Annotated in this window: 15 protein-coding genes; 8 read left to right on the top strand and 7 right to left on the bottom strand. The window is 62.9% G+C overall.

Annotated features, from left to right (window positions below; translation table 11 throughout):
- Window positions 1-28: 28 nt before the first annotated feature.
- From EK373_RS12640 to EK373_RS12630, 3 genes are all read right to left on the bottom strand, one after another.
- Window positions 29-3,007: a TonB-dependent receptor gene (locus EK373_RS12640; protein ID WP_198683246.1), complete on the bottom strand. Its 2,979-nt coding sequence runs from the start codon at window positions 3,005-3,007 to the stop codon at window positions 29-31.
- 78 nt (window positions 3,008-3,085) lie between these two features.
- On the bottom strand, window positions 3,086-4,111 hold the full coding sequence (locus EK373_RS12635; protein WP_198683245.1) for a FecR family protein: 1,026 nt from the start codon (window positions 4,109-4,111) through the stop codon (window positions 3,086-3,088).
- The gene (locus tag EK373_RS12630; RefSeq protein WP_129642991.1) at window positions 4,111-4,710 is read right to left on the bottom strand and encodes an RNA polymerase sigma factor; all 600 of its coding nucleotides are present in this window, start codon (window positions 4,708-4,710) and stop codon (window positions 4,111-4,113) included. Before EK373_RS12630 ends, EK373_RS12635 begins: the two co-directional genes overlap by 1 nt.
- Window positions 4,711-4,862: 152 nt before the next feature.
- On the opposite strand from EK373_RS12630, the gene EK373_RS12625 reads away from it, so the two are divergent.
- Window positions 4,863-7,283 (top strand): DUF11 domain-containing protein, encoded by a 2,421-nt coding sequence (locus EK373_RS12625; protein WP_129642990.1) that lies wholly within the window; start codon window positions 4,863-4,865, stop codon window positions 7,281-7,283.
- Window position 7,284: 1 nt separating this feature from the next.
- Here the strand turns inward: EK373_RS12625 and EK373_RS12620 are convergent, their stop codons facing one another.
- Complete coding sequence (locus EK373_RS12620; RefSeq protein WP_129642989.1) at window positions 7,285-7,746, bottom strand: hypothetical protein; 462 nt, start codon at window positions 7,744-7,746, stop codon at window positions 7,285-7,287.
- A 136-nt stretch (window positions 7,747-7,882) separates the two neighbouring features.
- Here EK373_RS12620 and EK373_RS12615 point away from each other — a divergent pair, with 136 nt between their 5' ends.
- Genes EK373_RS12615 through EK373_RS12585 form a run of 7 tightly spaced genes read left to right on the top strand, consistent with a single transcriptional unit; the run spans window position 7,883 to window position 12,835 of the window.
- Window positions 7,883-8,392 carry an RNA polymerase sigma factor gene (locus EK373_RS12615; protein ID WP_157994338.1) on the top strand — a complete coding sequence of 170 codons (510 nt, stop codon included), beginning with the start codon at window positions 7,883-7,885 and terminating at the stop codon, window positions 8,390-8,392.
- Between the two features lie 15 nt (window positions 8,393-8,407).
- Window positions 8,408-9,853 (top strand): substrate-binding domain-containing protein, encoded by a 1,446-nt coding sequence (locus tag EK373_RS12610; protein ID WP_129642987.1) that lies wholly within the window; start codon window positions 8,408-8,410, stop codon window positions 9,851-9,853.
- The gene (locus tag EK373_RS12605) at window positions 9,850-10,449 is read left to right on the top strand and encodes a secretin N-terminal domain-containing protein (protein ID WP_129642986.1); all 600 of its coding nucleotides are present in this window, start codon (window positions 9,850-9,852) and stop codon (window positions 10,447-10,449) included. The genes EK373_RS12610 and EK373_RS12605 overlap by 4 nt, the downstream gene beginning before the upstream one ends.
- A gap of 42 nt (window positions 10,450-10,491) precedes the next feature.
- Window positions 10,492-11,061 (top strand): RNA polymerase sigma factor, encoded by a 570-nt coding sequence (locus EK373_RS12600; RefSeq protein WP_129642985.1) that lies wholly within the window; start codon window positions 10,492-10,494, stop codon window positions 11,059-11,061.
- Entirely contained in the window at window positions 11,058-11,645 is a 588-nt protein-coding gene (locus EK373_RS12595; protein ID WP_129642984.1) for a hypothetical protein, read from the top strand. The genes EK373_RS12600 and EK373_RS12595 overlap by 4 nt, the downstream gene beginning before the upstream one ends.
- A gap of 49 nt (window positions 11,646-11,694) precedes the next feature.
- A complete protein-coding gene (locus EK373_RS12590) occupies window positions 11,695-12,276 on the top strand; it encodes a hypothetical protein (protein ID WP_129642983.1) in 582 nt (193 codons plus the stop codon).
- Window position 12,277: 1 nt separating this feature from the next.
- A complete protein-coding gene (locus EK373_RS12585; protein WP_129642982.1) occupies window positions 12,278-12,835 on the top strand; it encodes a nucleotidyltransferase domain-containing protein in 558 nt (185 codons plus the stop codon).
- On the opposite strand, the gene EK373_RS12580 is transcribed toward EK373_RS12585, so the two are convergent.
- The 3 genes from EK373_RS12580 to EK373_RS12570 are packed head-to-tail and all read right to left on the bottom strand — an operon-like array spanning window position 12,832 to window position 19,172.
- On the bottom strand, window positions 12,832-14,697 hold the full coding sequence (locus tag EK373_RS12580) for a family 43 glycosylhydrolase (protein WP_198683244.1): 1,866 nt from the start codon (window positions 14,695-14,697) through the stop codon (window positions 12,832-12,834). The genes EK373_RS12585 and EK373_RS12580 overlap by 4 nt on opposite strands.
- Window positions 14,697-16,400, bottom strand: a complete 1,704-nt coding sequence (locus EK373_RS12575) for an arylsulfatase (protein WP_129642981.1) — start codon at window positions 16,398-16,400, stop codon at window positions 14,697-14,699. Before EK373_RS12575 ends, EK373_RS12580 begins: the two co-directional genes overlap by 1 nt.
- A 3-nt stretch (window positions 16,401-16,403) precedes the next feature.
- Window positions 16,404-19,172 (bottom strand): TonB-dependent receptor, encoded by a 2,769-nt coding sequence (locus tag EK373_RS12570; protein WP_129642980.1) that lies wholly within the window; start codon window positions 19,170-19,172, stop codon window positions 16,404-16,406.
- Window positions 19,173-19,249: the final 77 nt, after the last annotated feature.

Genomic DNA, 19,249 nt, shown 5'->3' with positions numbered 1-19,249 from the left:
GAGTCAGCGGGCAAGGAACAGGGTTACATCAGAACGTAGCCGCCACGCCGAAGTAGATGCGGCGGTCGTCGAGGTACGAGCTGTACAACCGGCCGGGGTTGGTGCGATAGAAACTGTTGATCTCGCGTGTGAGATTCACACCTTCGAACGTCAGCTGGAAATTGTCGTTGATCCTGAACGACGCCGACGCGTCGACCTGCCCGCGGGCATCGGCGTAGTTGCTGCCGCCGGAGGCAATCGAGCCGCCGTTGGTCATGTACTCGCTGCGGTAGTTGTACGCGACGCGTCCGCTGAACGGGCCCTTCTCGTAGTACACGACAGCGTTCGCGCTGTGCTCGGACGAGTTTGGAATGGGCAGCGTCTGCCCGGTCAGCTCGTCCTTCTCCGGCGTCTCGCTATCGGCATACGTGTAAGTGAACGCGTAACCGAAACCATCGAAGGGCTGCGGCAGCATGGTCAGCGCGTGCTGATAGTTGACCTCGACGCCTTGAATCTTGCCGTCCTTGCCATTCACCGGCCGGCCAATGATGTACGTGTACGCCGCCGGTCCCGTGAGCGTGTTGTTCGGCGCTTCCGGATGTTCCTCGACGACTTCCACCGAGGTCGTGAACGCGGACACGTCTTTATAGAATGCGCCGACCGCAATGAGGCTGGCCGGCGCGAAGTACCACTCGACCGTGGTATCGAACTGCGTGGCGCGGAACGGATCGAGATCCGGGTTGCCCGAGAAGCCCGTCATCGAAACCGGCTGCAGCGAGATGCCCACGCCCGTGCTGGTGAGATCCGGACGCGCCACCACCTTGGCCGCGGCGAATCGCAATCTCAGATCGTCGCGCAGGTCGAAGATGAGATTGAGGTTGGGCAAGGTATCCGAGAACGATTTGCCTGCGCGCGCCTCGATCGCTTGATTGCCGACGATGGTGTAGCCGAACGATTCGCGGTCCACGTTCACCTGGCGCACGCCGAGATCGCCCGTCATCGGCACGCCAAACACATCGCTGCCGAATCTCACCATCGCAAAGAATGCGTCAGTGGTCTGCTCCACCTGGTTGATGGTGGCCTTGGCGCCCGGAGTGTCGAACGAAATCGGCGTCGCGCCGAGCGCGCTGCGGATCTGGTTGAAATCGGCCGACCCTGTGAGCACGCGCCGTGGAAAGCTGCCGCTTTCACCAGGAAACATTCCACCGATGACGCCCGAGTAGTTCAGCCCCGGCACCTCGGTCGCGAGCAACGGGCTGCCCGGCGTCGGATCGTGGCTGGACAGCGCCGGATAGCTCGAGAGCGGATTGCCGCCGAACACTTCGATGTTTTCGGTGCGCGCGCCGACCTTCACGGACTTGAAGAACCCATCGAGCTCATACTCGACATCGAAGTCGGCGTCGTGACCTTTGTTCTCGGCAACATAGTCGACATCGAACGTCGTATAGATCTCGTACTGCGACGGATCGTAGATGTCGTAGTTCGCGTCGAAGCCGTAATTCGGCGAGACGTTCGAGCCGGCGGCGTCGTAGGAAACACTGGCGAGGTTGCCCGCGCGCTGGCGAGCCACGAGCACGTTATCGTTGCCCGAATTGTTGTTGCCGCCGTCACCGCCAAGACCTGCACCGTCGCCTTCGCTCACCGAGGCGTTGAAGTTCGCGGTCCAACGATCCTTGGCCCAGTGGACATTGCCGCTCAGATACTCGTTGTCGGAGTACGAATCGCCGCCGTAAATCAGCGGACGCACGGTGACGCCGGAGAAGTTGCCGGAGACCAGCGTGCCGCTCGCATCGATGACGCCGTTGGTAATGTTGTTGGTGAGAATGGCCTGCTGCGTCGAGCGGAGCCGATCGGTTTCGCGGCGCGACTTCACGCCTTCGAGCGTGAATGTCAGCTCGTCAATCGGACGCCACTGCGCCGACGCGTTCACCGAGTAGCGCTCGTCCTCGTAGGTATTCGCCCAGCTCATCAGGCGCAGGGGCCGGAAGAACGTGTCGTTGACACCATCACCCGTCGCATCGACGTTGGACACTCGAGTCCAGCTGCCGGATTGATAGACATCGCTCGCGCCCGTCGAATTGGAATACGAGCCGCTGAGCAACACGCCGAACTTGCGATCCGCGAATGTGTGCGCGACGAAGCCCGATACCTTCTCTCCCCACTCTTCGGCGCGATCGGCGTACGAGCTCTGCAGTCGGCCGGAGATGACCGAATCGGCCAGGTCCAGCGGCCGCTTGGTGCGCAGGTTGATGACCGCACCCAGCCAGCCTTCGACCAGATCCGCCGACGGCGCCTTGATCACGTCGACACCCGCCAGCAGCTCCGGCGAAACGTCCGACAGATTGGGATCGCCGTTGCGAGCGCTGCCGATGAAGCTCTTGCCGTTGAGCAACAGTTTGTTGAGGCCGAGTCCGCGCACCGTGATGGACTTGCCTTCGCCTTCGACCCGCGTCACCTGCACGCCGGGAATCCGGCTCAACGTCTCGGCGATGTTTTGATCGGGCAGCTTGCCGATATCTTCGGCCGAGATCGAATCCATGATGCGCGTGGCTTCGCGCTTCACTTCGATGGCGTCGGCAATGGATTTTCTGATGCCGACGACAGTGATCGATTCGAGCACAGGTTCCGACGTCGACGCGCTTTCCTGGCCGCCGCCATATCCGCCGCTATCTTCGGCGGGCTGTTCTTGCGCACGCTCCGAAGGTGCCGAGGACGACTGCTGCGCACTCGCGAGCACCAGCACGACATCGGAAGAAGTGCGCTCGTGACGCAACCCTGTTCCCGATAACAGATATTCCAGCGCCTGGTCGGCCGTCATCGAGCCGCGGACGCTGGGCGCCTTGCGATCAGCAACGACGGTGGGATCGAACACCAGTTCCGTTTGAGTTTGCCGGCCGAGCGCCGTCAGCGATTGCGCGAGGTTGCCGCTCTCGATCTCGATCGCTGTTTGCTCGCTCACTTGAGCGAAAGCATTGCTGGCCAGCGCGAGCGCGCAGACGCCACCGGTGGCCCATTGAACCTTGTGCACTCTTCCCCCTTCGCTGCTGACGGCCATACGGCTCTATATTCCAAAGAACGCGTAACGCTGGAAAAACCGCCAGCGTTGTCAGCGGGGAACCAGGGCGAACCGGTCGGCGCCGCGATACTCGATCATGACCGGGTGCAAACTGGTCACGGCTTCCAGGAACTTGCGCTGGCTGTTGGTGCGAAACACGCCCGAGATCGGCAGCGTCGCGATCTTCGGATCCTCGATGCTGATGGTCTGCGCGGAATAACGATTGAACTCCGCGACTGCATCGGCGAGCGACGTGTTGTCGAACTCGATGAGCCCGTCGCGCCATTTCAGCAAACGTTGTTGATCTTCCGCGGCGGCACGTACGACTTCCTCGTCGGTCGCCACCAGCGCCTCCCCGGGATTGAGATGAACGCTTTCCCTGGAATCGCGAGCCGGCGGCGACGCGGACCCGGCGGGCTCGGCATTCTCGACGACGACGTGGCCTTCGACCAGTTGCACCTCGACCCGTCCCTGATCGAGCCGGACGTCGAAGGCGGTGCCCACCGCGACTATCTGCTTGCCGCCCGCCACGACGACGAACGGTCGCGACGAATCCTTCGCGACATTGAAAAATGCCTGGCCGCGCAGGACTTCGACCGTTCGCCGGCGACCATCGAAAACGACATCGAGGTCGGTCTCCGTATTGAGCGTGAGCGCCGAGCCGTCCGGCAATGTGACATCGAGTTTCTCGCCGCGCCGGGTGACGTAGTCCGCCGCGCCCTTCTCATAGAGTGAAGCAGCGGGGGCGTCGTCGCGAAGGACAAACGTCCCTACGCCTGCCATCAGCAACACCAGTGCCGCCGCAGCCGCTCTCAATCCGAACCATGAGCGTTCCGATTGATAACGCAGCGCCGCCCGACGAAGCGCATCCAACGATGCATCTTCGGGCGAGGCATCGAAGACATGCATCGCCGCGAGCGCACGCTCGTAAGCCGCGGCATGCTCCGGAGATCGGGCGCGCCAGGCTTCGAAGGCACGACGCTCTTCGTCGGAGACATTGTCGCGATCGAGGCGCACGACCCAGCGTGCGGCCGCTTCGGCGGAAGAAAGATCTGCAGGGACGGGACGAGCGCGCATCATGACTTCCCGTTCAGACGCAAATCGAGATGAGCCACGGCGCGGGCCATGTGCTTCTCGACCGTACTCATCGGCATTTGCAAACGTTTTGCGATGTCGGCGTAACGCATGCCCTCGAGCCGTCGCAGAAGGAAGATCGTGCGCGTGACCTCCGGCAGTTCGAGCACCGCCGCCGTCGCGCTCGCCAGGCTCTGCTTGCCTGCGAGATCGCGCTCGGGTGTGGCATCGTCCTCGAGGTTCGGCAGCTCGACCTCGATCTGCTCGTGCGCGGACGACTGCCGCACCTGGCGCTTGCGCAGCCAGTCGTTGAGCACGCTCTGCGCGGTCTGGAAGACGTAACCGGCAACGATCTGCGAACCGTCGGCCTGCACTTTGCGCACCAGGCGCACGAACACGTCCTGAACCAGGTCCTCGATGTCGTGCTGTTCCTTGACGCGTTTACTGAAAAAACGCCGCAGCGCCGGGCGAAACTGCCTCGACAACAGCGCTATTTGTTCCGCCTCCGCGCGCTCGCCGCGGCGTGCCTGTCCCGGCGCATCCATCTCGACCCGACTCTCCAACTCGACCGGCGTAGCCCGCCATAATAGATAAGAACGCACGCCGCTCGAAAACCCGCCGCCAATCTGCTATCAAGTGCGCCAAATTCTCCGGCTGCCTAACACGGCAAGATAACTCTCAGCGGGAGCTGCGCGAAACCGGGGAGCGCGCGCAAACGGAATTCATTATGCGATCGATCCGGTCGGGAGCCTGCGTGTTGCTGTGGTTGGTGGCCTGTGCCGCCCACGGCGGGGTCAACAGTTGGTCTGCGCGCGGGCCGTCTGGCGGCTCCATCTACCGGCTCGCCATGCATCCTTCGCAGCCGGATCTCGCGTTCGCAGTAGGGGGCACCGCCGCGCTTTACAGAACAACCGACGGGGGCAGCAGCTGGAGCCAGTTGTTCCAACTCGACCCGTTCTTTGCCAACTACGGCCCGATTCAGTTCGATCCTGCCAATCCGAACCGGATCTACGCCATAGCGGGGGACTCCGGCCTGTGGCGCTCGACCGATGCCGGCGCCACGTTCGTGAATATCAGTCCATACGCGCCTGAAGGCATCAACTACGCAGCTGGTCTGGCGATTTCCGCCGATGGCAATACCATCTATTACTCGACCGACGCACAGCAGTTCTTCCGCAGCACCGATGGCGGCGCGAACTTTTCGGAGCGCCCCGCCATGCCGGCACGCGGTACCAGGCTGGTCGTGGATCCAGCCAACAGCTCGGTCGTCTATGCCGGGTGGTTCAGCACACTGTTGAAAACCCAGAATGGCGGCGATACCTGGCTCACGCTGACGCTGCCCAACGGCAGCAGCGACTTCGCGGTGACTCCGGGTTCACCCAATATTTTGTGGGCAAACACGCCCGGGGGCGTGTATTCCAAGCCGGATGACGGCTCTGCATGGCCGTCGAGCCCCACCCTGCCCGGATACGCCGTACATTCGGATCCCGCCGTTCCATCCACTCTGTACGCCAGCCCGATCAATGGCATCGGCGTCGTGCGCCGCTATTCGGCGGGCAGCTGGACAGATGTTGGCGACTTGCCGGCCCGCATGTATTCCGTCGCCATTTCGGCCAGCAACCCTCAGGTGGTGCTCGCGGGCACAGGGATCGGAGTGTTTCGAACCGCCAATGCAGGCGCTACCTGGACGCGCTCGGACGACGGGCTCAGCGCAGCCCATGTGCGCCACCTGGCCACCGGTGGCGGTCGAGTCTATGCGTCCACGGGAAGAGTCGAGATCGGCATCGGCGATGCGGACGAGGGCCCCCTGCAACGATCGATTGTGACCGCTCCGGGCCTGACGATCAGCTCGCTCGCCGCGCATCCCACGGATCCAAACATCATCCTGGCCGGCACGGCCAGGGGCGTGCGCTACTCCAACAACGGTGGCGCTTCGTGGAACGTGGGCCCTGCCAACCTTGCGCTGACCCGGATCGATGCGCTCGCGTTCGATCCGCAGGATCCGCAGAACATTTATCTGGCCCTGTCTCCGCAAGGGACCTCTGAGGCAATCATCCAGCGCAGCACCGATGGCGGCGCCACGTTCACACCGGTCGGTGGGAGTGGGCTGAACGACATTGAAGCCACGCACCTGCTGGTCGATCCACACAACTCCGCACGAATGCTGCTCACGTCGTTGAAAATAGGCGGCAACAACAACGGCGTCTTCCGCTCGGTCGACGGCGGCGCTACCTGGAACAGAGTCCTGCCCCACAACGCGCCCTTCGACATTGCGATCGATCCGGCCGATTCCAGCCGCATGTATTCGGTGTCCGCCAGCACTCTGAATGTCAGCAACAATGGCGGGGCCAGCTTCGCGCCGCTGCCTTCTTTCGTGGGCTCCATTTATGGCAGCCCCCTCGCGATCGCGCTGGACCCGGCGGCGCCTGATGTCATGTACGTCCTGAGCTCGGGCGTCGCCGGAGATTTGTTGCTTCGCTCTGTCGATGCGGGCGCCTCGTGGGAGCGCATGCCCACCCCGCATCTGTTCCCGTGGTGGTCATCGCGCATGCTGACAATCAATGCCGCCGCACCAACCACGATAATTGTCGCCACCGGCGACGCCGGCTTGCACTCTTTTGAAACCGCACCGGATCTGGAAGTCAGCATCCACGACCACACCGACAATCGCGCCAACGGCGCCCCGAATCGCTTCGACGTGCGCGTTCATAACATCGGTCCGCTGGCGGCGACCGGAGTCGCGCTGGATATCCAGGCGCCGGCCGGCGCGAGCGCTGTGTCGGCGGAATTGCCCGGCGGCACGTGCACGACCGCCGCAACGACGGTGCGTTGTTCGCTGCCATTCGTGAAACTGGACGCCGATGCAACGGCGCGAGTCACTTACACATTGCCTGCAGCGGCCCAATTGAACGTGCAAGCAAATGTGACTGCGCGTGAGCGCGATACGGTTGCTGGGAATAACACTGCGACTGACCCCGTGATTGCCCCCCCGCCCGGCTCCGGCGGAGGTGGCGATAACGGTGGTGGTGGCAGTGGTGGCGGTGGTAGCAGTAGTGGTGGCAGCAGTAGCGGCGGCGGCAGTAGCGGCGGCGGCGGCGGCATGTCACTTCATTTCATGCTCTGCCTTGCGTTGCTGGCTTTGATCGCGCCGCCTCGGCGGCGCTCGCCACGCTGAATCAGGAGGCGTCGATCTCGATCGTGTTGCCGGCCACGACGCGATCTTCTTCGCATTTGACTTTATCAATCGGCGTCAATGTCACCTTACCCGACGCGCGCACGGTGGCGACGCGCGATTGATCGAGCTGGTACTCGCTGTGGAACTCGACCGCGTTCTCGGGAACCACTTCCCACTGGACGCTGTGCGCCACTTCGGGCTCGACTTCGACCGGCGGCCGATACACCCAGCACTGGCCGGGCCTGAGCTCGCTGCGCGAAACCTTCTTCCACTGCCCGGTGGTGCGGCGCTCGACATGTAACACCACCTGCCCGCCCGGTTGCACCTTCATGGGCGATGCCGTTGCTTTCAACTCGACCGTTTGCTGTCCCTCGAGGACATAGACGGTTGGGCCGCGTTGTTCGCCGCAGCCGGCGGCCAGGGCGAGGATGCCGGGAACGAGCAGGATGAATACGGATCGCATGGTGGCTTCTTTACCTCGCCGCTATGGTGACGGAATCATCCGCGGCAGGCCAGCTTGACACTGCCCTTTCACCGATGGCCGTGATACTTCCGGGCCTGCGCCGTATATACCTTTCATGGTCTCGCAACAGATGGACATGGCCAACGCCCGCTCCCGGGAGCCGGCGGACAAAGTGGACTGGGACGCGGTGTACGCGGATCAGCTGCCACGCATTTACAACTATTTCCGGTTCAGGCTGGGTGGCGGAGCCGAGGTCGAGGACCTGACCGCACGTACCTTCGAGAAGGCCTGGTCGGCCCGCGCCCGCTATCGTCGCGACCTGGCCGGATTCTCGACGTGGCTGTTCCGCATCGCCCAGAACGTGGGCATCGACTACTTGCGCTCCCGCCGCCCGCACGCGCCGCTGGATGCCGCCGTCGATCTTGCCGCCGAGATCACGCCGGAACTGGAGGCCGTGCGAGATTCCGATTTGTCACGACTGGGCCGGCTCACCGCCCGACTCCCCGAACGCGAGCAAGAGCTGATCGCACTGAAGTATGGCGCCGCTCTCAACAATCGCGAGATCGCGCGCCTCACCGGGTTGAGCGAATCGAACGTCGGTACCTCGTTGTATCGAATCGTTCAGACGCTGCGTTCGCAATGGTGATGACAGGAAGCAGCGATGAATGACGAATTCTTGAAAGCACTTCGACGCGACCCGCCGCCTCAGTTCGCGCGTCGGCTCAAGCAGCAGCTGCAGGCGCAGGACGCACGAGCAAAGCGGCGCTCCTGGTCGCTGCGGACCCGCGCCCTGGTGTTTCTCATCGTGGGGTCGGCGTTCGCCGGCGGAATGTTAGTTCTTGAAAAGCATTCCTCCGAGCGTGCAGAACCCGCGCAGTCGCAAGCGCAGATCGCCGCTGCAAAGTCGGACCCGGCCGCGTATCGACCGCGATCGCTCGGCCCGGGGTTCGTGCCCGAAGGAAACGACGCGGCCCCGCTTGGCATCGACAACGCACACGAACCGGCAGGCTCGCCCGCAAACACCGGCTTCCCCGCTCAGTCGGGACCGGCAGCAGCAGGTTCCGCCGCGGCTGTACCGAGCCCCTCGGAGCAGACGATGCAGGGCGGGCTGATTCGATCGCAACAGGCAGCGCGTATTGCAGTGTCGCCGCTCACGGATGCGCTGGTACGAAGCGTTATAAACCGTCAGCCACCCCGCAAATCCGGCGCCACGCCCCGTGTAGAGACGATCGAAGCAGACGCGGCTCTTGCAGCGCTGTGCGCACCTGGCAACGCTCGGCAGTTCGATATGGTGGTAGCGTCCCGGCGCATTGCTCATGCTGAATTTGCGACCTGCCGTCGCAATGGCATCGACAGAATTATCGAGTCGAAACTCGGCTATCAGGCGCTGGTACTCACGAGCGGTCGCGACAGCACGCCAATGAAGTTGTCAGCCAGCGATGTGTATCTTGCGGCCGCGAAACGCATCCCCGATCCCCTCGAGCCGGCGCGCTTCATCGACAACTCGAACGTCACCTGGGACCAGGTCGATTTCAAACTCGAGTACCGCCCCATCGCGCTGTTTGGACCCGCTCGCGCCACTCCCCTGCACCAGCTGTTCGCAACGGCGCTGCTCGAGCCTGGCTGCAACGCGCAGCGATCTATCGAAAGGCTGCGCATCGCCAACCCGACCCTGCACGCGGAGCTCTGCCACACGGTGCGTGGCGATCGTCTCTACTCGGAAGTCGAACAAACCGCATCGCTGATTCCACAGAACCTTTGGGCCGACCCGAATGCCTTCGTGCTCGTGGACTACGAGTTCTATCGCGAGAACCGAGACCAACTCTCCGCCAGCGCCCTCGAAGGCCCGGAGCCCTCCACCGCGGCGTTTGCAGACGGCAGTTATCCGCTCGCCCGGCCGATTTATCTGTATGTGGACCTGACACACCTCACTCGCGTGACTGAAGCCTATGACGTCATGCGCGAGCTGCAGTCACTGGAGCGTTTCGCTCGCGGCGGCTCCGGGTTCGTCGGCCTCGAGGAGCATGAAGCGAAGGCACAGCGGTCCCGCCCCTGGCAGACACTTTCCGAGTCCGACCTCATCCCTGAAAGGAGTGTTCCCCGATGAAGTCCCGTTTCCGCATCTTCTCGCACGCGTGCGCTGTTCTCGCGCTGCTGCTCGCACCTCACGCGCAAGCGCAAAGCTCGCCCTCCACCAGCAAAGATGCCGTTCCCATTGCACAAGTGATCGCGGGCACGGCCAAGAAAACCGGCAAGAAGTTTCTTGTCGACCCACGCGTTGCCGGCGACGTGACCGTGATCGGCCTCGATCCCGATGGCCTCGACTATCCCACGCTGCTGTCCGTGCTACAGGTGCACGGATTCACCGCGGTCGACGACGGCAAATATGTCCGTGTCGTGCCTGACGCGAGCGCGCGCCAACTGGCCATTCCCATGCTGACCAACGATGGCTCTTACGCCAGCGCCGAATACGTCACCCGGGTCTTCTCCATCAAGAACGTATCGGCGGCGATGCTGGTCCCCATTCTGCGCCCCTTGCTGCCCCAACAAGCCCATCTGGTAGCCTTGCCCTGCAAGAACAATCTGCTGCTCGTGGACACCTACGCCAACGTGAAGCGCCTGGAAAAAATCGTGACCGCGCTCGATACCGGGGAGCCTTACACGCCCGAGAAATGCGCTTCGCCCGCCACCAAGTCAAACTGAACTGGCGTGTAAGAAAACCCGGGCAGCGCGTACTAACTGTGCATGGACGGACTTTCACCCGATAGGCCCTGGGACGCGCTGCCTCGATCTGCCGAAACCGCCGACGCCGCGGATCGGTTGTTTGCTCGCGCCGTGGCCGAGTTCGGGCCAGCCATTGCACGCATCGCCTACGCGAACGAAGCCAATCGCGAGCTGCGCGCGGATCTCCAACAAGAGATCTATTTTGAACTGTGGCGAAGCTTTGCGATTTTCGATGGCCGCTGCTCGCTCGGCACCTGGGTGTATCGGGTGGCGCACAACATGGCGGCCCGGCACGTCACTCGACGCCAGCGCCTGAGCCATCGCGAGCTGTGCAACCTGGAAGAAATCATCGAGCCCATCGATCCTCACGATGCGGCTCGTCAGCTCGACGATGAACAGCGGCTCGGGCTGCTGAACACGCTGATCGGCCAGCTCAAACCGCTCGATCGCCAGATCGTGCTGCTGTATCTGGATGACCTGGACACCGCACAGATCAGCGAGGTGACCGGCCTGTCCATGAGCCACGTCGGCGTCAAGATCCATCGAGCCAAACGCCTGCTCGTACAGTTGTACGAGGGACATCAGTCATGACCGAGCACAACGACGCTCCCATCAAAGCTCTCTGGCGCGCGCAATCCACGGGGGTACCCGCGATGTCTGTTTCCTATGTTCGCCATCGCACTGGCGAGTTGCACCGAGCCTTTCGCATCCGTAACTGGCTGGAACAAGGCGCGGGCCTGCTGGCGCTGGCCGGGTGCTCGGTAGTGATCCTCTTGGCGCCCCATCCCTGGGTCAAATCGGCGGCGGCGCTGTTATTGATCGGCGCCGCTTACGGCATGTGGCAGTGGCGCCGGCGGACTGCCCCGTTCAGGACCGACCCGTCCGAATCCAGTGCAGCCAGCCTGTCGTTTTATAAGCGCGAGCTGGAGCGCAAGCGCGATATCCATCGAACGCTATGGCGTTGGTACGTGCTGCCTATGGCGCCCGGAGTCATCGCCATGCTCGGCTGGAACTTCTTCGGCGATCCGCAGACTCGAGGAACATCGGCGCCGTGGGGCGTACTCGGCATGCTGGTCGCATGGCTCGTCGTTTCCATGATCTACGAGCGATACAAGGCGGCGCAGTGCCAGCGGGAGATCGACGCTCTGTCGGCGTTGGGGGAACCGGAGCGCTGATTCGGCGCTTCTTGTAAGATCGGCCCATCCTGGCCTGTGGGGACCGTCCATGAAATATTCAGCGCTGCTTCTGACGTTGATGCTGGCGGGGTGCGTAGCGCAGCCGACGGTCAAGTCATGGATGGATCCCAAGTCATCCGTCACGATCACCGCCCAGACCGAACCGCTCGTGCTCATTCGAGCTGAACCAGCACCGAGTCTGAACGCGCGGGACTACGCCCAGCTGACCGCGATCGAAGTAAATCGCATGGGCGAGCGCAAGCTCTACCTGGTCGCCATTCTGTGGGGCGCGACCGAACCGTGGTCCGACCCGGCTGGCGCATTCCAACAGGCGTTCAAACAGATCGAAGTGAACCTGGGCGATCGCACCGTCGCCCTCACGCGCCACCCCGGCGAAGTCTCGGAGCTGGGCATCAGCCAGGCGCTGCCCTTGCCGATTCCCGGATCGAGTCCCATCTATTTCCCGATCAGCCGCGACGAGCTGCGCGCCATCTCCCACTCGACTCGCATCGAGCTCACTGCCAGCGGCAATCCCGAGGCGCCGCGACGCTACGAAGAATGGCAGGACGGCCGCCGCAGCCTCAATGACTTTCTCGGTCAGCTCCCGGAAGGGAGCCGGCCGCAATCCTGACTTGGACGCGCTGGCCCCGGTCTGCAACATCCTCGCGGCATACCTCGCTCCCTGGTGGATTGCAGGAGGCTGGGCACTCGACCTGCATCGAGGCGCGAGCCATCGCGCTCATCAGGACATCGACGTAGCAGTGCTGCGGCGGGATCAGCAAAGCCTTCGGCAATTTCTATCCGGCTGGTCTGTACACAAGATGGTCGATGGACAACAGCAGCCTTGGACGGAGCCTGAAGAGCTCGCGCTGCCGATTCACGAAGTACACGCGGAGCGTAACGGGACACGACTGGAATTGCTGTTGAACGAAGCGTCCCAGACTCACTGGCAGTTCCGCCGCAACCCTTCCATCTCGCTGCCGCTGTCGGCGATGAGTCGCCGAACGACGCGCGGCATCCCCTATCTCTGCCCGCAGGTAGTACTGCTCTACAAAGCAAAGAATCCGCGCACGAAGGATCAGGACGACTTCGAACAAACCTTGCCGACACTACCTCCGGCGGACCGCCTTTGGCTGGCGCAAGCCCTCGAGGTTTGCCACCCCGGGCACGCCTGGCTCCGCAGCCTCTAGCGCTGGATGCCGGGCACGCGAATGGCGCGCTCGTCGCCGATGTCCAGCGGGATGAGCCCGAACTGACGGCGCCACGGCGAAGTCACGTCGTTGCCGAACATCGTCGACCAGTAGCGACCTTCCTTGTCTCGGAACGGCGTGCCGTGCCCCGCGTGCGGAGCGCCGAGCCTGCGCTTGGTGTAGGGACCGAATAGAGACTTCGAGCTGCCGTACATCATGTCGTAGGTTCCATGGGTGCGCAGCGGACCATTCCACTCGGCGCCGGTCACGAAATAGGTGTCGCCAATCTTGATGAGTGCGTTGCCTTCGTAGCCGATGTGCTCGCCGTCGGTATCGACGAGCCGACGCACCGGTCCGTCGAATGCGTCGCGCTTGGCATTCAGCTTGCCGAGATTGCCGCCGCCCCACAGCAGATAAAGATCGCCGCCATCTTCGAACAGGAACCCGTCGATGCCCTGCACGAAGTTTTCGCGCGCGACGTTTTCATACGGGCCTTCCGCTTTGCCCGTCTTGGAGCGATAGATCCAGGTCTTGCCGCCGACGTCACGTTCCATGATGGAGAACGCGATGTAGTAGGTCTGATCGCTGTCCACCCAGGTGATTTCTGGCGCCCACAGCTCTGCAGTGTTCTTGAACGTGCGCCCCAGACCTTTCCAATTGAAGACTGTCGCGCCCTTCTCCCAGGTCTTCAGATCCTGCGAACGGAACAACGTAATGCCGCCGTTGGGATATGCGTAGCCGAATCCGCCTTGCGTGCCGACCAGATAGTATTGACCGTCGCCGCCGAGCGCGACGGACGGATCGCGCATCATCTCACTGGTGAGCAGCGGACGCGCAGACGCGACGGCACTGTTCTCGGTGAGAATGTTTGCTGACTGTCGCAGACGCCCATCCGGCGAGCGCTCGAGCGGCACCAGGCCGACCTGCTCGCAGAACAACGAGAAGTCGTCTTCACATTTCGGGTTGTAGCTCGCGTACAGCGCGCCCTGATCATCCCGCACGATCGAGGATTGACCAGCGTGAGGAACTGCGAGATAGCGCAGGGAGAACGGACCATACGGCGTCGGCGCTTCGGCCATGAACACATCGTCGGTCGGGCTGCGCATCCGTCCCGTGACTTCGTTGGCCAGCAGCACATAGCGGCCGTTGTCCTTGAACATCGCAGCCCCCGCCGAGCCAACGCGCGTTCGCACCGGCCAATCCTTGCCCGGCGGCGGATTGGTCGCAAGCAGCGCTGGATCCGGCTTCAGGAAACGCGGCGTCTCGGCCAGGCGCTGCATGTCCGTCTGCAGCCGCGCGATCATGCCTGCACCCCAGAGCAGATACGCCGAGCCATCGTCATCGATGAACAACGAGGCGTCGGCAGCATTCTTGACGAGACAGGGCGAACCGACGTAAGGCTCGGCTGGCTTTGCCGCCGATCCACGCGCCACGCGAGCGCAGCCCGCCGCATCCGTATAGGTGAGATAAAGCGAGTCACCGTGAACTGCAATGTCCGGCGCCGTGACTCGCTCGCCCTTCGCATGAACGATGCCGAGCGAGCGCCAGCTACGTCGATCCCTCGACGTCCAAAGTTGAATGCCATCGCGTGGCAACGCACGCAGCACCGTGCCCGTCAAAAACCACTCGTTGTTCGAGGAGCGGGCAATCGACGCATCCAGCAACGCGCGCGAAGCGAACAAGGATTCGACTGGCCGCGCGTTCGCCGACGGCATCACCGTCGCGTTCTTATCCTGGGACGGGTGATCGAGAAAGATATCGTCGGCGGGCGGTCTGCGCTTCGTCTGACCGAGTGCGGTCGACGCGCACAGCGCCAACATCACCGCCAGCGCTGCAGCTCGCTGTCCCACTCGAGGTGTCATCAGGGCTCGCTTCGTTGACGTGCGTGAACGGACGTAGACCATTCGTTCCAAAGCTTCGCCATCGTCGCCGCGCGCTTTGGCTCTGCTTTGATCAGATCGCGCGTTTCGGTGCGATCCGTCTTCAGATGGTAGAGCGACCACGGCGCATAAACCTTCGACTTCGGTCCCGGCGCTCGCGCCACCAGTTTCCAGTCGTCGAGAATCACGGCCCGTGAGCCTTCGTGCTCGAAGAACAGCGGCTTGCCACGTGACGTCTTCTTGCCGGCCAATGCTGACGCCAGCGAGATACCATCGATCGGCGGCTGACCCTCGGTGCGTGGCTGCACGCCGGCCAGCTCAAAGAACGTCGGCGCGATGTCCATGATGTGACCGAGCGTGTCCACTCGGGTGCCTGGCTTCAGCTTGAGGCCCTTCGGCCAGCTGACGATGAACGGCGTATGCACGCCACCATCGTATGCTTCGGCTTTCCAATAGCGCCACGGCGTGTTGGCCGCATTCGCCCAGTACGCGCCGATGCCGGCCATGCTGGTCTCCGATCCCAAGGCCGGTTGATCGGCGCCATAGTGAATCTTTCTGCCGTCACGCGTTTCGCTCTGACGATCGTAGCCGGGCTGATAGCCCTGAGTGCCCGTCATCGTTTCCGGCGAAGCGCCGTTGTCCGCGAGGAACACGACCACTGTGTTCTCATATTGGCCGGTGCGTTTCAGCGCATCGATGACTCGTCCGATGCCCTGGTCCATGACATCGATCATGGCCGCGTGCACAGGCATCTTCGCGGCTGCTTGCGCGCGCTCAGCCTGGCTCAGTTGAGCCCACGGCTTCTCAGGATTCTGCGCCCAATCACCGGACAGTTGCGCCTTCGGCGCGGTCTTTGGATCGATGAGGCCGAGCTTCACCTGCCTGGCGTAACGCGCCTCGTGCAATTGTTCCCAGCCCCCGTCGTACCGGCCGCGATACTTCGCGATGGCCTGCTCGGGTGCGTGCAACGGCCAGTGCGGCGCGGTGTAGGCGAGATACATGAAGAACGGACGCTCGTCCTTGGCGAACGACTCGATATCGCTCACGGCGCGATCGCTCAGCGCGTCGGTGAGATAAAAATCTTTCGGCACGGTGCGCACCGGCTCGAAGCCTTCGACCAGCGAGAACGGATCGAAATAGCTGGAGACGCCCCAGATCAAACCATAGTGAGTTTCGAAGCCACGCGCCGCCGGATAGGTCGAGCGATCGCCGAAGTCACGCTCGAGGTAGGCCTGGTGATTGATCCACTTCAAATGCTCCGCCGGATCGGCGAGCGGTGTGGCGCGGGTGAGATGCCACTTGCCGACCATCGCGGTCCGGTAGTGAGCATCTTTGAGCTCCTGCGCCACCGTGCGCACGTCGACCGACATGCTGCCGCCGTTCTCGCCCATGCCCACGCGATGCGCATAGCGTCCGGTGAGCAGGTTGGCGCGAGAAGGCGAGCAGCGAGCCGAGTTGTAGAAGTTCGTGAACTGCAGCCCGCCCGACGCGAGACGGTCGATGTTGGGAGTATCGATCTCGCCGCCATAGGCGCCGACATCGGAATAGCCGAGGTCGTCGGCCATGATGATCAGAAAGTTCGGACGCTCATCGGCGGCCGGCGCCGCCGATGAGGTCTGTGCCCAAAGCGCGGCGCCGATTGCCAGCGCCGCTCCAACCTGCTTGAGCAAGCTCTTCACTGCCATCGCTTACATCCGGACTCGGACGCCGAGCGTGTAGATCGTGTCGTCGTACCGGAAGTCGCGATTGAGCCAATCGAGGTCGAAGTAGCTCTTGTACTGGTTGCGCAGGATGTTGCTGCCGCCGACATCGACTCGGATGGCGTCCGTGATGTCGTAGCCGATGCTGAAGTCCAGACGGCCACCCGGCCGCACATAGTTCAGCGCCGTCGGGATGTACTCCAGATCATTCACGCGATCCGCTTCGATCGGACGGGCGATGTTGGTACCCGTCATATCCGCATCGTAGTAACGCGAACGTGCCGTGTACACCAGACGCCCCGACACGCCGAACTTGTCGTACAGCAAGCCGACGGTGAAGTTGTCCTTGGACACGCCCTGCAGCGGGAAGCCTGCCAGCACATCGTCACCCTTCACTTCGGTGTCCGCATACGTGTAGTTCGCGAACGCACCGAAGCCGGACCAGGCTCCGGGCAGGAAGTCGAAGAACGTTTGGCCGCTCACCTCGATACCCTGCAACGTGGCGGCGCCGACGTTACGCGGACGGCTGATGTTGTAGTCGATGCCATCGATCGTTTCCGTGTTCGGGGCGGTGATCACGCGATCCTTGAGATCGCGGTAGTACACCGCGGCCGACACCATGCTCGGCCCGAAGTAATACTCGAGCGTTGCATCGTAGCTGTCCGAGATCTGCGACTTCAGATTCGGGTTGCCTGCGTTGCCGGAGTTGATCACGGAAGGATTGGTCGCAACGATGTAGTTGAGACCGGGATTCAGCGCGGTGAACTCCGGACGGCGCATCGTCTTCGCGTACGACACGCGAGCCTGCAGGCCGTTGTTGAAGTCGATGCGAGCGCTCGCGTTCGGCAGAACCTCCGTGTCGGTCGTGTCCGCAATGCGCGGAATCACCACGCCGCTCACCACACCGGCGCCCTCGATGTGCCGCTCGGTGCGCGTCGGACGCGCGCCGATCAGACCATCGATGGTCAGACCACCGACCGGGACCGAATAATCCAACTGGAAGTAAGCTGCGTAGGTGTCTTCGGACGCATCGAAGCGACGCTGCGGCTGGAACGCCGGATTGCCCGTCGGGGCACCATAGATCTGGCGCAGGACATCGCGACCCGCCGCCGAGCGCAGGTAATCCGGATTCGGCGTGAGGACCGACGCGCCGTTGTTGATGCGATCGATACCGGGCGAGCGCACCAGGAAGTCAGCCGGCAGCGGCAGACCGTCCAGCGACGTGACCAGGTCGCCGCCAGGCGCCCCCACATTGAGCTGCGCCTGTTCGAACAGCGCGCTGCGATCGGCGTAACGAACGCCAGCCTCGATGGCGCGGATGAAGCCGAACGCGCCATCGAGCTCGTGACGAAAATCGAGCCGCGTCTGCCACAACTCGCCGGTGGATTCTTCGAAGTTCTGGTTCAAGCCATTGCGCAGGAACCAGCCGCCTTCCGTGCCGAGCGGATTGCCGGGGTGCCAGGTCATGCCGCCCTCGTTCACATCGGTGTCGATGTCGACGGTGATGTGTTTGCCGATGTCGACGATGACGTTGGAAAACTCCCGCTCGGACTTCTGGTACGCGGTATCGAACTTCACGCTGGTCGGGCCGTTGTTCCACTTGAAGCCGATCGCGCCGAGATAGTTATCGACGTCCTGCTGCTTGGCCTGCGTGCTCGTCAAACCGCGAACGTTGGAGAAACGCGCGGACTCCATATTGCACAGCGTGTCCGTCGTGAAATTGGGGTCGGGATTGCCCTCTGCGTCCTTCCTACCGAGGTCGTTCAGATTGGGATTGAATCCACCCGGCGTCACGCGCGACAGGAAGCAGCGACTCTCATCGACCTCCAGGCTCTCCAGCTGCGTCTCGGCGAAGAAGAACGGCGTCGCGACGAATGCCGACTGTTGCTCGTCGCGGTAACCCGCATAGAGGCCGTCCATGTAGACCTCGAGGTTGTCGGTGGCCTGCCACTGAATGGCGAGGTTCGCCTGCGGACGCTCGTACCAACCGTAGTCGTTCAAGCCGCCGAATGTATTCGGCGCCAGCACGCCAGTTTCTCCGTGCGGCGCGCCGACCAGGCTGCGGCGCTCGGCGACGAACGAGATCGGCCGATCGAAATCGTTCTTGTACCAGGTCACGTTGAGCAGCGCGCCGATTTCGCCGTTGCCGACATCCCAGCGATCGGTCGCGAGGAAGCCGAACTGCGGGTTCACTTCATCGACGTTGTCGGGATAGTTCGCGCGCGCCGTGGTAACGAACGTGCGTTCATTGAAGTTGAACGGCTTGTGCAGACGCAGATCGGTCACGCCGGCGATGCCGCCTTCGATCAGGTTCGAGGTGCTGCTCTTGATCACGTCGACGCGCGACAGCGCTTCGGCCGGCAGATCCTGCACGGCGAAGCCGCGGCCGGTTGTCGAGAAGATCTCGCGACCGTCCAGCGTCGTCAGAATATCGCCCAGGCCACGGATCAAAACGCCCGTGATTTCGTTATTGGAACCGACGGTGACCTGCACGCCCGGCACGCGCTGAAGCGCCGCCGCGGTGGTCGCGTCCGGGAACTTGCCGATGTCCTCGGCGACGATGGAATCGAGGACCTGCGCCGATTCCCGCTTGATCTCCGCGGCACGCTCGAGGCTCTGACGGATGCCGGTGACGACAACTTCTTCGAGTTGCTCGGCGCCCGCGGCCGGCGCGGCTTCCTGCGCAAATGCAGCGCTCGCCGAGCCGAGCAGCGTCACCGCCGACATCGAATACAGGAATGAATTTCTGAGCCTCATGCTGCCTTTAACCCCCAAAGGACGACGTGATGGCGCGCTCGATGCGCGTATGGCCGGATACTGAAACACACAGCCTA

This window comes from Peristeroidobacter agariperforans, assembly GCF_004138335.1.
In the GTDB taxonomy this organism is placed as follows: domain Bacteria; phylum Pseudomonadota; class Gammaproteobacteria; order Steroidobacterales; family Steroidobacteraceae; genus Steroidobacter; species Steroidobacter agariperforans.
The sequence above is the reverse complement of the archived record's forward strand: the minus strand, read 5'-3'. Positions and strand labels throughout refer to the sequence as shown.